This is a genomic window from Marinifilum sp. D737 (assembly GCF_026672275.1).
Classification (GTDB): Bacteria; Bacteroidota; Bacteroidia; order Bacteroidales; family Marinifilaceae; genus Marinifilum.
In genome coordinates, this window is record NZ_JANQCD010000008.1 from 59,608 (window position 1) to 74,335 (window position 14,728).

Consider the following 14,728-nt stretch of genomic DNA (forward strand, 5'->3'; position numbering starts at 1 on the left):
TTAGTCGTGGAAATAATATTATAAATGTTATGAGTAAACGAATTCGAATTATTCTATTTCTGGTATTTGTATCAATCTTAGCTGTTGTGATCCTTCAAGGATACTGGATTAACAATTCATATAAGATTAATAAGGAGCAATTGCTTAAAGAGATAGACCTTGCGCTTGAGAAGAGTGTGAAGCAAGAGATGAATTTGCGGATGAGCCAAAAAGCCAAGGTAGTGTTCAAAGGACAGAATACTTCTGTGTTTTATGTGGGTGAGGAGTTGGAAAGTAATGTCAAAATAGACTCTATCGTAAAGCAAATGTATAAAGATGAAAGCTCTGGTCGTGCTGAAATTACAATGAATTTGAATGAGATTTCAGTGCAGAATGGAAATCTGGATTCTATTCCTGAAAACTTTGAGATACGGGTTAAGGAAATGATTACTGGTTTGTTGGCAAATGAACTGGCTGGTGAATTTAAAGTGAATACCAATATGATTGATTCATTATTTACTGATGATTTATCGAAACGGGGAATAGAGCTGTCTCATCATATTGAAATGGTGAATGAAAAAGATTCTCTGGTCAAGAGCTTTGCCAGTATTGCTTCCGATACCTTGAATACCATGTGTACTCGTTCTTTTCAGGTGGATATACTAGGAAAGGAGAAATTACGAATACGAATTCTCAATGAGCAGGAAGTGATTTTTGGACAGATGATGACTGGTTTGATTGCCTCACTGGTTTTGATTTTGTTAATATTGTTCTGCTTTTTGTACATGCTGAGAACCATTTTTAAGCAAAAACAACTGTCACAAATAAAAAATGACTTTATCAACAATATGACACATGAGTTGAAAACACCAATAGCAACGGTGTCAGCTATTGTGGAGTCTATGCAGAATTTTGGTGTATTGGATAACAGAGAGAAAACCAATAAATATTTGGATGTGTCTCAGAATGAATTGGGAAGACTTTCAGGATTGGTTGAGAAGGTATTAAACATGGCCAGAGAGGAGAGGGAAGCATTGAAAATGAGTCCTGAAGAGTTAAATGTTCGTGAGGTTTTTGACAATATAATCAATAGTCAGACTATTAAACAGGAAGTAAAGCAGGTTTCTTTCGATTTAAAGGTTGATGAGGATGCGGAGAAAGTTACTGCAGATCGTTTTCATATGGTTAATGTGATGCAAAACCTGATAGAGAATAGTATTAAATATTCTGATGATCCTGTAATGATACGTATCGCCTGTGAGCGCAATGGTGAATACCTTAAAATCAGTGTAAGCGATAATGGAATTGGAATTTCAAAAAAGCATCAGGCAAAAGTATTCGATCAGTTCTATCGCGTTTCTACCGGAGATGTACATGATGTGAAAGGTTTTGGCTTAGGATTGCACTATGTTAGGAATATTGTTGAAAAGCATGGTGGAAAAATAGGATTAAGCAGTGAAGTGGGAAAGGGAAGCACATTTACAATTAATTTACCTCTATAGTTATGAGTGAAGCAATGAAAATACTTTTTGTGGAAGATGAAGAAGCATTGGGCATGGTGGTAAGTGATAGCCTAAGAAGTCGTGGTTTTGAGGTGGATTATCATACCGACGGGGAAAGTGCTTTACAGGCTGCGCTTGAGAATCGATATGATGTACTTGTTCTGGATGTGATGTTGCCTAAAATGGATGGCTTTAGCATGGCCAGGGAATATCGTAAAAGCAATCGTTCAACACCAATTATTTTTCTTACTGCACGTTCGCAAACCGAAGATGTGGTTGAAGGTTTTGAACTTGGTGGGAATGATTACTTGAAGAAACCATTTAGCATGGAGGAGCTAATTGTTAGGGTGAAATCTTTGGCGGGACGTGTCTTAAATCAGGAAACCCGTGAATTGGAAGAATGTTTTGTTGGCAAATATAAATTCAGCATGCAAAAGCAAATGTTGGAATTGAATGGTAAAGTAAAAAGCCTGACTCACAGGGAAGCGCAAGTGTTGTATATGTTGTTCGAAAAAAGAAATCAAGTACTCGAACGCAAACAGGTATTGGACCAGCTTTGGGGAGATGATTCTTTCTTTAATGCCCGAAGTATGGATGTATTTATTACCCGCTTGAGAAAATACCTGAGGGATGATCCAAGTATTCAGATTGTAAATATACGTGGGATAGGTTATAAGCTGATGCTCTAATAAAGTACGCTAAGTTCAATGTAAAAGCTATTTGAGTAATTCTTTTTTTTGAATATAAAAACGGGAATCTCTTTTCGGAAATTCCCGTTTCTTTTACTTATTGATTTGTTTTTATTGCAAAGCCACTTTTACTGATTCCGCAATTGGAGTTGTTGGTCTTCCCAGAATAGAAGAAAGTGTGCGTGAATCATCGAATAAAGCTCCAAAAGAAGCACTTACATCCCAACTTGCCAATCCAAGAGCCAATCCCTCCGGTAGGCCAATGTTTTTTAGAATATTGGCATAATCTTCCTCTGGCAGATTGTTGTATGGGATTTTTTTTCCAGTTTGTTCCGATATCATAGCAGCCAAATTGCTTAAGGTGTAAAAATCATCGCCAGCTAATTCATAAACTTTGCCCTTGTGTGTTTCATCTGCAAGAACAATTGCGGCAGCTTCGGCATAATCAGCTCTTGCTGCCGATGAGATTTTCCCATTTTTGGCACTTCCTAAAAATGCACCTCCGCCAACTGCTCCCGGAACCGATGCAGTATAATTTTCGCTGTACCATCCATTTCTTAAGATGGTAAATTCAAGACCTGAATTTGTAAGGATTTCTTCTGTTTCTACGTGCTCTGTAGCAAGGTTTAGGTGCGAAGTATTGGCACGAAGTAAACTGGTATAAACGATCCATTTTACTCCAGCCTTTTTAGCTGCATTAATCACATTTTTGTGTTGGGTAGTTCTTTGTCCAAATTCAGTACCCGAAATCAGCAACAGATGATCTATACCATGAAGTGCCTTCGAAAGATGATCTGGTTTACTGTAATCAAACTCACGTGCCTCAACACCTAAATTTGCAGCCTTTTCAGTATTTCTTACCAACGCTACAATATTTTCATTTGAAACTCTGCATTTAAGTTGTTCAATAACCTGGCTACCTAGTTGACCTGTAGCTCCTGTAACTGCAATCTTCATATCTTTTGTTTTTTTAATGATTTGTATTCTTAAATCTTATACTACAAAAGTATAGGAGCGTGCAGCTGTTGAAAAGGTAAAAAAGTTCTCTTGAATGGTAAAATCAGACTTTATTGCTGTTTTTGATATTCTGAGGGAAGCATGTTTACTCTTGCTTTAAAATATTTTGTGAAGTTGGTAGGATCATCAAAACCAATTTCGTAGGCAATTTCCTTAATAGAAAGATTTGAATATACCAACAGTCGTTTGATTTCCAATAGAATTCTTGCATCGATAAACTGTTTTGCATTGGAATGAGCAAATAATTTTACAGCTGCATTTAATTGCTTTGCTGATACATTTAACTGATCACAGATGTCTGTAACACGAAATTTATAGCTAATGTTGTCTTCTAATGCTTTTTTAAATCTGATATACAAATTAAAGGAATCATCGCAAACAATATCTACATGTTCACGTTTGTTTCTTTCAATTTGAATCAGGAAGTTTTTTAGAAGATTTCGTTGGTACTCAGCTGTGTCGAATAACTGCTTTTTATTTTGTTCGGCAATCATCTCGTTTAGAAGGGTATATACTTCTTTATTTGCAAAATTACTGACTGGCTTTATGCTATGGGTAAAAATGGTGTAGTCATAAAGATATTGATAATCGATTCCACCTTTGATCAAAAAATCAGGAGTAAATAAAACGGCATAACCATCTAATTGTTCGTTATCAGAAAATCGCTGAACTTGTCCCATTGCAATTGGAATTACCGTATGTTCTGAGTAAGCTATCTTTTCGAAATCAACCTCGTGTACACCTACTCCTTTTTTGATAATTAGGATCTGGTAAAAATTTAATCGATGAGGCTTATGATTAGACTCATGTGAGTGTTTTAGAATTCTTTCCAGAGGAACGATTTCCAAGCCTAATTTAGTACTCTTGTTGTTGAAATTATACTTGGGAATACTGGATTCATTCATAGGTTAGCACAGTGTTTGATTAGTGGCTTAAAAATAATAAAGAGTCAGCTAATGTGACTCTTTTATTATTGGATTTCTTAATCTTCTTTTTTTCTACCCCTTTCCATTACCAGTCCCATTTTACTCATTACATGATCATAGCCATTCTTTGAGTGCGGTAAGGTGCATTCGCTACAGTTTTTAATGCCATTATCGGTATAAGTAAAGTTTCCACCGCATTGGTTCCCTAACATATACAATGGGCAAAAGCAGAACAGGCAATTGAACTCACTTTCGCTTTTTACCTTATGGCAAGGGAAATATTCACATTTTGTATTCTGAACGAATTTATAATTTTCTGACATGATTTGTTGTGTTATTTTACTGTTGACAATATTAAGATTTTTGTTTTAGAGTTTTACTTTATCAGATAAGTTTAATAGCATATCTAAAATACATGTAGGGTTTTTATTTCAAAGACATATTATAAAACCAAAAACATTATTACATCCAGCTAAATCCATTGCTTATCGGAGAATAAGTGCAATGATCTAAAAATCGCAAGATTCCAATCTGTTTAGGCATGTAATCATTCAATATCACTATATATTTGCCTTAAATGGGAAAAAATTAACTATTAATAACTTAAAAAATGAACACTAAACTAGGGAGTATAGGAAGAATTTTTACTTTGGCTCTTCTTATTTCATGTACTGTGTGGCAAGCTACTGCACAAGTAAATTACAAAACGCGCGAAGAAATTCCAGCGAAATACAAATGGAATTTTTCTGATATCTACGAAAGTTGGGAAGCTTGGGAAGCTGATTTTAAAGCCATTTCGGTAGACATGGAAAAAATTCAAGGCTTTAAAGGCAAGCTGGGAGAGAGTTCTGAGAATTTGGCAGAAATGCTGAAAATTCAGGAAGATTTAATGAAGAAGGCTTACAAAGTGTACCAATTTGTTTCATTCCAGAGTACTGTTGACCAAAAGAATATGGAGCTAATGGCTAAGCTTCAGCAGGTTCAATTGCTATTCGCTCAGTTTGGGGTGGCTACAGCATGGATTTCTCCTGAAATGATTCAGATTCCGGAAGCTACCATGAAAGAGTGGGTTGATTCAAATCCTGCTTTGAAAGATCATAAATTCGACTTAATGGACATGTATCGTTTACAAAAGCATGTTCTTAGCGAAGAAATGGAGCAATTGCTATCATATTACTCACAGGTAACTGGTACTGCCGGGAATGTATTTAAAGCGATTTCTACGGCTGATATCGAATTCCAGGAAGTAGAATTGTCTGATGGTAAAAAGGTGAAAGTTACACCAGGTGTTTACTCACAAATTGTAACCAACAACCTTAAGCAGGAAGACCGTAAGAAAGCTTACGAAGCATTGTACGATGTGTATTACAAGAACAAAAATACATACGCTGCCATTTACAATGGTATTGTTCAGGCAAACTGGGCAGGTGCTCGTGCTAAAAAATATGAATCATGCCTGGATGCAAGATTGGAAGGTAATAACATTCCTAAAGATGTTTACCTGAACCTGATTAAAACAGTGAAGGAAAACACAGCTCCAATTCGCAAGTATATCGAATTGAGAAAGAAAGTTTTAGGTCTTGAAAAATACTATGGCTTTGATGGTTCTATCAGCTTGACAGATTATAGTAAGAATTATCCTTATGAAGATGCTGTTGAAGTGGTTACTGAGTCAGTTCTTCCGTTAGGTAAAGAGTACCAGGCTAAATTGAAGAAAGCAACTGAAAGTGGCTGGTTAGATGTTTACGAGAACCCTGGTAAAAGATCTGGAGCTTTTTCTGCTGGTGTTTATGGCGTTCACCCATACATGCTATTGAATTACGATGGAACCTTGGATTATGTGTTTACTTTAGCACATGAGTTGGGACATACAATGCACACAACTCTTTCTAACGAAAACCAACCTTTTGCAACTCATAGGTATACTATTTTTGTTGCTGAGGTGGCATCTACTTTTAATGAGCGTTTGTTGTTGGATCATATGATGGAAAATACCAAAAATCCAAACGAAAGAATTGCTTTGTTAACACAGGCTATTGAAGGTATTATTGGTACTTTCTATGCTCAAACCATGTTTGCTGATTACGAATATCAGGTACACTCGATGGCAGAGCAGGGAAAACCAGTTAATGCCGAGATTTTAACTAAGGTTTGGGGTGGTATTGCTAACGAGTATTATGGCGATGCAACTGAAAAAACAAAATATTCAAACTATCCATGGACAAGAATTCCTCATTTCTACAATTCACCATTCTATGTATACCAGTATGCAACTTGTTTTGCATCATCAGCTAAATTGTACAAGGATGTAATGGAAGGTAACAAGAAGGATAGAAAAGATGCTTTGGAGAGATATTTGACTCTATTGAAATCAGGAGGTAATGATTTCCCAATGGAGCAATTGAAAAAAGCAGGTGTCGATTTGTCGAAACCAGAAACCATTATGGCTGTTATCAACCAGTTAGATGAATTGGTTGATCAATTGGCTGCGGAGCTTGAAAAAGTGAAGAAAAGCTAATTAATTAGCATTCTAAATATAGAAAGCAGCTCATTTGAGCTGCTTTTTTTGTCTGCTTATATAAATGTCTAATTAGTTACAGGCTATTGTAAGATTTTCAATACCCTTGGATCTTGCCTTTTTACTTTGTTTTTATCGATTCCCTACCACAGGTCAGCCCTTCCTGACCACCTGGCAATGTCACATTCCTGTCCGGGAAGCACTTCCTGCTGTCCGGGAGCTCATTACTTGTGTCCGGGAAGTTATAAGTCAGGCAATTAAGAGGTCAGGTTAGATCTTTCTCTTACTTTATGCCACCTAAAATTTTGTCCATTACCCATGCGGTATGGCTGGCTGACTTTCCGGTAGATGGATGATTCATTTTTCCAAGCAGGTGTTCCCTCATATTTTGTACATGGTAAAGTTGAATGTTTTCAGGATTCTCGATGAATTCTTCTTGAATACCCTTTTCATTTTCCAATAGAATAGCGAGCTCATCGAAAACCGAAAATGTCAATTTTCCTTTGCTTCCATATATTTCAACCTTATCTTCTCGTGTGTTACAGCCAAAATTCCAGCTTCCACTACCTGTAATTCCATTTTTGTGTATCCAACAAGCAGCAATGGCATCTTTGGCAGGATAAAGTTTTTGTTGATTTGTTGCAATTCCTGACGCATTTTCAATATCACCAAGCAAATAAGTGAACAGGTCCAGGCCATGACTAGCCAAATCGTCGAAATATCCCCCGGGTGCAATTTGATTATTGGTGCGCCAGTTGTATTCTCCCGATAGATCCAATGGGTTTGGTGCTTTGCTCAAATGCCAGCTAATGTGTCTTATTTCACCAATAGAATTGTTGTTGATCAGTTGTTTTACTTTATTAAATCGTGGAAGAGAACGTCGGTAATAAGCTACAAAAAGAGGTAAATTCTTTTCTTCGAAAGCATTTGTAATTTCAATACAATCGGAGTAGGATGGAGCCATTGGCTTTTCGATGCAACAAATCTTTCCGGCTTCAGCAACTTTTAAAGCATATTCTTTGTGAGAATCTGGAGGAGTGGCAATGTAAATCGCATCAATATCATTGTCATGAATTATTTCATTGGCATTTGTAGTGTACTTTAAGATATTATGTCTTTGTGCATAGCTGTGCAATAAATTTTCATTGCGGCGCATTACGGCTAAAAGTTCAAATCCTATGGTTTTCTGATAAGCTGGTCCGCTTTTGATTTCAGTAACTTTTCCACAACCAATAATTCCCCAACCTATGATTTTATCTGACATATCTTACTTTTTAATCTCACGAAGATAAATGTTTTTTGGATATTGAAGAGTATAGGGATTATACTAAAACAGCACCGGTTCAAAACGAACCGATGCTGTAGTTGATATGCTAAATGAAAGGTAAATACGATAAAAGTGTGACCAGGTCATTTGATTGAAGAACCACCTTCAACTACAATACCCACTATAACCCAAGTCCAACTATAAATATCTTCACAGTTAAACCCTTTAAAAAGTCCTATATTTATAGCTGAACTTGGGTTTTGACCTGGTCACTTCATCCCACTTTATTCTTTATTCCAACCTCCGCCTAAAGCTTTGTATAGCTCAACGATGGCATTTAGTTGTTTAAATTTTGAATCAATCATGTTAATTTCAGAAGAAAGAGCATTACTTCTGGCAGTAAGAACTTCCAGGTAAGTTGTATTTTGGTATGCATTGTTTAGCAACTCTTCCGAGTAACTTACTGCTTCTGTCAATGCTTGTAACTCTTGTTTTCTGATTTCATATTTGTTTTGCTCACTCTCATAGCTGTATAGTGCATCAGAAACCTCTTTGCTGGCAGTTAATACTGATTTTTTGAAATTGTGCCTGGCTTCTGCTTGCTGTGCCTTGGCAACTTCATGTTGTGTTCTAACTCGTCTTTTGTTGAACAAAGGTTGAGTTAGGTTTCCAACAATATTGCTGAAGATTGCTCCTGAATCAAACCAATCATCAAAATTCATGCTTTCTAATCCAGCAGTAGCACTAACGCTAATGGTAGGATAGAAGTTGCTTCTAGCCACATTCGTAAGTTCAAAGGCATTCATCAAACCATATTCAGCTAGCATCACGTCAGGACGGTTTCTTAGCAATTGAACAGGAAAACCTGTGTTCAACTCAATTTTGATGTCTTGGTTTGTAAGTTTACCTCTTTCAATCATATTAGGATTGCGTCCCAATAAAAGTGAAATTGTATTCTCAAGAAGACTCACATTTTGTTTTAAATCCAAAAGCAAAATCTGAGTACTGTACAATTGTGCTTCAGTTTGCTTTACTGCAGCTTCGGTAACCTGTCCGGCATCTTTTAAGCTCTTCATGGTCTCCAGACTTTCCTTTCTGGTTGTAACGGTTCTTTCAGCTACTTCAACCTGAGCATCCAATGCTAACAGTTGGTAGTATGCAGATGCCGTATTGGCTATCAAAGAACTTTCAACTGCTCTTTTCGAAGCTTCACTCTGTAAAAATGAAGCTTGAGCCGCTCTTTTATTACTTCTGATTTTACCCCAAATATCAGCTTCCCACGAGATGGTTCCATTCAATTGGTAATTCTCGTAGTTTGGTCCATTTCCACCAGCAGCTACTCCTGATTGGCTATTATCTGACAATTCATAGTTTCCGCCATTCGCACTTAGATTCAAGCTAGGCAAGTAACCCATTTTTCCTTGCTTGTAATATGCTTCTGCGGCATTTACACGCTCCACAGCCATTTGCAGATCAAGATTTGAATCCAGAACCTCATTGATGAGCTTCTTTAGCTGCTTATCGGTAAACAATTCTTCCCATGGCATATTGGCTAATGTGGCCGAATCAGTTGTTGATACATTTCTGTATTGATCCTGAATTTCGATATCAGGTTGTTGGTATTTTTTAGCTACAAAGCAAGACTGCAGGCTTGTTGTAGCAAAAGCTAAAAATACCACTCCATATATAATTTTCTTTGTTCTCATTGATCGTATTCTAATTATTGAACCTTAGACAGTTCTTCTACTTCAATTTCTTCCAATTCCTCTTCTTTTGGAGCTCCGCTAATTTTCTCTTGAATCATTTGGAAAATCACAAAGAAGGCAGGAATTACAAATACTCCAAAGACAGTTCCTATCAACATACCACCAACGGCTCCTGTACCAATGGAACGGTTCCCCACAGCTCCGGCACCACTTGCCAGCATCAATGGCATCAAACCAAGAATAAAGGCAAAGGATGTCATCAGGATCGGACGCAAACGTGCTTTTGCACCTTCAGCAGCAGCTTGCAATATTTCCATTCCCTGTCTGCGACGTTGAAGAGCGAACTCTACAATCAGAATGGCATTCTTCGCTAACAGACCAATCAACATGATTAAGGCAACCTGGAAATAAATGTTGTTTTCCAGACCAATGAGCTTTACAAAGAATATGGCTCCAAAAATCCCGATAGGGAGTGACAATAGAATTGAGAATGGAAGAATATAACTTTCGTACTGCGCAGCAAGAAGGAAATAGACAAATATCAAACTCAATACAAAAACAACCACTGCCTGGTTCCCTGCTTTTTCTTCCTCGCGGGTCATTCCTGAGAACTCATATCCATAAGTTGAAGGAAGTGTTTGTGCTGCTACCTCGCGAATGGCTTGAATCGCATCACCAGTACTGTATCCCGGGTTTACGTTTCCGTTAATGGTTGCTGAGTTAAACAGGTTGAATCGATTCACCACATCGGGACCATTCACTTTTTTCATGTTGACAAACTGGCTCACTGATACCAACTCATTGTTTGCATTACGAACAAATACATTGTCCATCGATTCAATGGTTTCCCTATCCTCAGGAGAAGCTTGAAGCATCACGCGATATTGCTTACCAAATCTATTGAAATCGGCAGCATACCAGCTTCCGTAGTATCCCTGAAGGGTTGAAAATAGTCCGTTAACAGAAATACCAGCCTCTTTTACCTTTTCAACATTCACTTCCATTTCGTACTGAGGGAAACCTGTGTTGAAAGAAGTAATGGCGTATTTAATTTCTGGTCGTTGATTTAGTGCGCCCAGGAATTGTCCGCTTTTTGCCATTAAGTCGTCAAAAGATCCATTTGATTTATCCTGTAGTCTCATCTCAAAACCATCGGAGTTACCAAAACCACGAACGGTAGGAGGGGCAAAGAATAGAATTCTGGCTTCATTGATTCCTGCAGTACGACCAAACAATTGTCCAATAATTGCATTTACCTTCTGGTGATCTTCTTTTCGCTCATGCCAATCTTTAAGCTTGATTACGGCAAAAGCCTTCGATCCACCATTTGTTCCACTCATCAAACTAAATCCAATCACGAACATGCGTTCCTGTACAACGTCAATCTCCTCAATAATGCTTTCTACCTTTCCGGCAACCTCAGTAGTTCTGTCAAGGGTACTTCCCGGAGGCAAAGTGATATCACAGAAGATGATTCCCTGGTCTTCATTTGGAATAAATCCTGTTGGAGTCGTTTTAAAGAACCATCCTGCCAATAGGGTAAAGCCAATAAGTATTGCTCCCGCTAACCATTTTTTGTTGATAAGGAATTTTACAGATTTGGTATACCTGTCGGTGATTGCATCAAAACCTGTATTGAAAGACGTATAGAATCTATTCATCAATCCTTTTTTGTGATCTTCACTTGGATTATGAGGTTTCAAAAGCAAGGCACAAAGAGCAGGACTCAATGTTAATGCGTTGATTGCTGAAATAACAATGGCTACTGCCAAGGTGATTGCAAATTGCTGATAAAAAGCACCAGTTGGACCTTTCAAAAAGGAAACCGGGATAAATACAGCAGACATCACAAGGGTGATAGAGATAATCGCACCCGTGATTTCATTCATTGCAGACACTGTAGCTTTCTTGGCACTTTTTGCTCCATTGTCTAATTTGGCATGAACCGCTTCTACAACCACAATGGCATCATCAACTACAATACCAATGGCCAAAACCAGGGCAAACAAAGTCAACATGTTAATCGAGAATCCAAATAGATTCAGGAAAAAGAAGGTGCCGACAATCGCCACCGGAACAGCAATTGCTGGAATCAAGGTTGATCTAAAGTCCTGTAGGAAAAGGAATACCACAAGGAATACCAAAAGGAATGCCTCAATAAGGGTTGAAATTACCTTTGAAATAGAGGCCTCAAGAAAGTCGTTGGTATTAAAAGGAATCACATATCCAATTCCCTTAGGAAAATCGACACTAGCCTTTTCCAGGGTACGTTCCACTTCCTTGATAATTTCCTGAGCATTGGAACCTGAGGTTTGGTATACCGCGATGGCAACAGATGGATTTCCATTTGTAATGTTCTTTGTTGCATAGCTAAATGCTCCTAGTTCCACTTTTGCTACATCTTTCAATCTTAGAAAGTCGCTGTTTCCTTCAGAGCGAAGAATAATGTTTTCATACTCCTCTTGAGTAGAAAGTTTCCCTTTGTAGCGAATTACATATTCGAATGACTGGCTTGAGTTTGCTCCAAATTTACCGGGAGCAGCTTCAAGGTTTTGTTCGTTTAAAGCAGCTACAACATCCTGAGGTGTTAAACCATAGGCAGCCATTTTTTCAGGTTTCAACCAGATTCTCATAGAGTAATCTCGTGATCCAAAAACATTGGCATCACCAACCCCGTTAATCCTTTTAACCATCGGGATTAGGTTGATACGAGCATAGTTTTCAATAAAGGTGGCATCAAAGTCATCATTCTCTGAGAATAGAGACAAGAACATCAATACACTAGTCTGAACCTTTTTGGTGGTTACACCGGATTGAATTACCTGCTGTGGCAGTTTACTATTTACAGTTGCTACACGATTTTGCACGTTCACCGCTGCAATATCAGGGTTGGTTCCCAATTCAAAGTATACGCTAATGGTTGCGGTTCCGTCATTACTTGAGGTTGAAGACATGTAGGTCATGTTTTCAACACCATTTACTGCCTCTTCAATGGGAACAACAACACTTTTTAGCAGTGTTTCAGCATTTGCCCCAGGGTAGGTTGCAGAGATTTGCACGGTTGGAGGTGCAATTTCCGGGAACTGCTCTCTTGGCAGGGATGTAAGTCCCAAAACCCCTAAAATTAGGATGAGTATGGATATTACGGTCGATAAAACCGGCCGTTCAATAAATCTTCTTAACATGATTTTTGTTTAATTTTTAAAACTGAAAGAACTGCTTACTTTTGAGAAAAGGCAACATTACCATCTGCTTTCGATTGCCCGCTTTGAGGGATGATCTGCATACCATCGCGAAGTTTAATCAAGCCATCAACAACATATTGCTGCCCTGGATTTACTCCACCTTTCACAATAAAATGGTTGTCCACAGTACTGGCGATGATTACCTCTTTCGATTCTACTTTGTTTTCTTTTCCTACCAGGTAAACGAATTTTTTTCCTTGTAATTCGTAAGTAGCCTTTTGCGGCAGTAAAACAATGTCGTTCATATCAGATGGCATTTTCACTTTTCCGCTAATACCACTTCTTAGAAGATTATTAGGATTAGGGAAGATGGCTCTGTAGCTGATACTTCCTGTTCTAGGATTTACCATGCCATTAATGGTTTCAATTTTCCCTTTGAACTCGTACAATGAACCATCGGCTAGTACAAGCTCAACTTCAGGCATTTTCTTGATTTTCTCATTTGCAGTATTACCATTTAATTGACGATTAAATTGTAATAATTGCTTTTCATTCAATGTGAAATAGGCATGTACATTTTTAATGTTTGAAACTGTGGTTAAAGGTTTTGCTTCAGTACGTCCAACCAAACTTCCTACTTTGTAAGGTAAGCTACCAACAATCCCTTCTACAGGACTTTTAATCATTGTATATTCAAGGTTCTCTCTGGTATTTTGATATTGAGCTTCTGCGGCAGCTAACTGTGCTTTTGCAGCATTCAAGTTACTTGTGGCTGTTTTAAGCTGAATTGAGCTAATGATGTTTTTTTCAACGAGAGGAGTAATTTTGTCAACTTCCACCTGTGCTGAAAATACTTGAGCTTCGGCTACCTTAATATTTGCCTTAGCAGCTTTAACTTGCTGGCTTAAGGTTTCTGCGCTAAGTTTAAAAAGCAATTGACCTTTTGTTACCTGATCACCTTCGTCAATATATATTTCATCGATAAATCCATCTACTTTAGGTCGAATTTCGATATTTTGTACCCCCTCAATATTGGCTGCGTATTCAGTATATGTTGTCACATCTGATTTCTCTGCAGTTTTAACAGGAAAAGGCATTGGGCCATGTCCCGCTTGAGGTTGATTTCCTTTTTTGCATGACGTAAATCCTAGTAGGAGGATTATAATACCAGCGAATAAATAATTTTTTTTCATTTGATATTCTTTTAGTTCTAATAGTTCGGATAGAAACGAACTATAGGGATGTTGATTTTTATGCTTTGTTCTAAGTATTAATTAATATTGGTTCTGTAGGTTCGGACAGAAACGAACTATTAGGGTGTTGAGTTTAATAAATATATTAATGTCAAAATTTATTTAGTAAAATGATCAAAACGAGAACATTTGGCCTCGATATCTTTGTGAAGTTGTTCTAACAGGTTGATAGTGTTTGTTAAAAAGCCTAAATAAGGCATATCATGATCGATGGTGTACTTTTTGTCATTAGACAGCTCATTTGCCAGTTTTTTGTATTCTCGAACTTGAATTAATAATTTCTGTTCGGTTCTATACATTTTAATGCTCTCATTAATTCTGGTCAAGAAACCTACAGGGTTTAATGTGAAATATTTTTTTCTATCACCAGGTTTTGTGTGATAGGTGATAATTTCATTTTTCTGAAGAGTTTTCAAATTTGTAGAAACTGTGCTTTTACTAGCTCCTATGAAATTCACCAATTCCTCAAAAGTAGAACCATTTTCCTTATTAATAAGGAGTGTCGCAAAGATTCGTGCCGCTATAGGAGCAAGTTTTTCTTGCTTCTCCATAAATAGTCCATAGCTTTCGACTAATACTTTCTTCTTGTGTTCTAAATCTTCCTGATTCTTCATTTTATTTACTTTAACGCTGCAAATATAGCTTTAGTTCGGATTGATCCGAACTAAAAAATGTTAAAAAACTTA

At 37.4% G+C, this 14,728-nt stretch carries 11 protein-coding genes; 3 read left to right on the forward strand and 8 right to left on the reverse strand.

Annotation, left to right across the window (positions count from 1 at the left end; genetic code table 11):
• Positions 1–29 precede the first annotated feature (29 nt).
• Together NQ163_RS07045 and NQ163_RS07050 are read left to right on the forward strand one after the other, a co-directional pair.
• Positions 30–1,481 carry a sensor histidine kinase gene (locus tag NQ163_RS07045; RefSeq protein WP_268189591.1) on the forward strand — a complete coding sequence of 484 codons (1,452 nt, stop codon included), beginning with the start codon at positions 30–32 and terminating at the stop codon, positions 1,479–1,481.
• Positions 1,482–1,483: 2 nt separating this feature from the next.
• Positions 1,484–2,170 carry a response regulator transcription factor gene (locus NQ163_RS07050; protein WP_268189592.1) on the forward strand — a complete coding sequence of 229 codons (687 nt, stop codon included), beginning with the start codon at positions 1,484–1,486 and terminating at the stop codon, positions 2,168–2,170.
• Positions 2,171–2,281: 111 nt separating this feature from the next.
• Here the strand turns inward: NQ163_RS07050 and NQ163_RS07055 are convergent, their stop codons facing one another.
• From NQ163_RS07055 to NQ163_RS07065, 3 genes are all read right to left on the reverse strand, one after another.
• Positions 2,282–3,127, reverse strand: a complete 846-nt coding sequence (locus tag NQ163_RS07055) for an SDR family oxidoreductase (protein ID WP_268189593.1) — start codon at positions 3,125–3,127, stop codon at positions 2,282–2,284.
• A gap of 110 nt (positions 3,128–3,237) precedes the next feature.
• The gene (locus tag NQ163_RS07060) at positions 3,238–4,092 is read right to left on the reverse strand and encodes an AraC family transcriptional regulator (protein WP_268189595.1); all 855 of its coding nucleotides are present in this window, start codon (positions 4,090–4,092) and stop codon (positions 3,238–3,240) included.
• A gap of 77 nt (positions 4,093–4,169) precedes the next feature.
• Entirely contained in the window at positions 4,170–4,436 is a 267-nt protein-coding gene (locus NQ163_RS07065; RefSeq protein WP_268189596.1) for a cysteine-rich small domain-containing protein, read from the reverse strand.
• Between the two features lie 287 nt (positions 4,437–4,723).
• On the opposite strand from NQ163_RS07065, the gene pepF reads away from it, so the two are divergent.
• Complete coding sequence (gene pepF, locus NQ163_RS07070) at positions 4,724–6,631, forward strand: oligoendopeptidase F (RefSeq protein WP_268189597.1); 1,908 nt, start codon at positions 4,724–4,726, stop codon at positions 6,629–6,631.
• 283 nt (positions 6,632–6,914) lie between these two features.
• Here pepF and NQ163_RS07075 read toward each other — a convergent pair whose 3' ends face one another.
• The 5 genes from NQ163_RS07075 to NQ163_RS07095 all read right to left on the reverse strand — a co-directional run bounded on the left by NQ163_RS07075 (position 6,915) and on the right by NQ163_RS07095 (position 14,656).
• Positions 6,915–7,895, reverse strand: a complete 981-nt coding sequence (locus tag NQ163_RS07075; RefSeq protein WP_268189598.1) for a Gfo/Idh/MocA family protein — start codon at positions 7,893–7,895, stop codon at positions 6,915–6,917.
• 287 nt (positions 7,896–8,182) lie between these two features.
• Positions 8,183–9,604 (reverse strand): efflux transporter outer membrane subunit, encoded by a 1,422-nt coding sequence (locus tag NQ163_RS07080; RefSeq protein WP_268189599.1) that lies wholly within the window; start codon positions 9,602–9,604, stop codon positions 8,183–8,185.
• 14 nt (positions 9,605–9,618) lie between these two features.
• A complete protein-coding gene (locus tag NQ163_RS07085) occupies positions 9,619–12,789 on the reverse strand; it encodes an efflux RND transporter permease subunit (RefSeq protein ID WP_268189600.1) in 3,171 nt (1,056 codons plus the stop codon).
• A 35-nt stretch (positions 12,790–12,824) separates the two neighbouring features.
• Entirely contained in the window at positions 12,825–13,982 is a 1,158-nt protein-coding gene (locus NQ163_RS07090) for an efflux RND transporter periplasmic adaptor subunit (RefSeq protein ID WP_268189601.1), read from the reverse strand.
• 158 nt (positions 13,983–14,140) lie between these two features.
• Positions 14,141–14,656: a GbsR/MarR family transcriptional regulator gene (locus tag NQ163_RS07095; RefSeq protein WP_120241117.1), complete on the reverse strand. Its 516-nt coding sequence runs from the start codon at positions 14,654–14,656 to the stop codon at positions 14,141–14,143.
• Positions 14,657–14,728: the final 72 nt, after the last annotated feature.

Excerpts from the sequence above, each read along its gene's own strand:
- NQ163_RS07045 (WP_268189591.1), top strand. The coding sequence starts at position 30 with ATGAGTAAACGAATTCGAATTATTCTATTTCTGGTATTTGTATCAATC.
- NQ163_RS07050 (WP_268189592.1), top strand. The coding sequence starts at position 1,484 with ATGAGTGAAGCAATGAAAATACTTTTTGTGGAAGATGAAGAAGCATTG.
- NQ163_RS07055 (WP_268189593.1), bottom strand. The coding sequence starts at position 3,127 with ATGAAGATTGCAGTTACAGGAGCTACAGGTCAACTAGGTAGCCAGGTT.
- NQ163_RS07060 (WP_268189595.1), bottom strand. The coding sequence starts at position 4,092 with ATGAATGAATCCAGTATTCCCAAGTATAATTTCAACAACAAGAGTACT.
- NQ163_RS07065 (WP_268189596.1), bottom strand. The coding sequence starts at position 4,436 with ATGTCAGAAAATTATAAATTCGTTCAGAATACAAAATGTGAATATTTC.
- pepF (WP_268189597.1), top strand. The coding sequence starts at position 4,724 with ATGAACACTAAACTAGGGAGTATAGGAAGAATTTTTACTTTGGCTCTT.
- NQ163_RS07075 (WP_268189598.1), bottom strand. The coding sequence starts at position 7,895 with ATGTCAGATAAAATCATAGGTTGGGGAATTATTGGTTGTGGAAAAGTT.
- NQ163_RS07080 (WP_268189599.1), bottom strand. The coding sequence starts at position 9,604 with ATGAGAACAAAGAAAATTATATATGGAGTGGTATTTTTAGCTTTTGCT.
- NQ163_RS07085 (WP_268189600.1), bottom strand. The coding sequence starts at position 12,789 with ATGTTAAGAAGATTTATTGAACGGCCGGTTTTATCGACCGTAATATCC.
- NQ163_RS07090 (WP_268189601.1), bottom strand. The coding sequence starts at position 13,982 with ATGAAAAAAAATTATTTATTCGCTGGTATTATAATCCTCCTACTAGGA.
- NQ163_RS07095 (WP_120241117.1), bottom strand. The coding sequence starts at position 14,656 with ATGAAGAATCAGGAAGATTTAGAACACAAGAAGAAAGTATTAGTCGAA.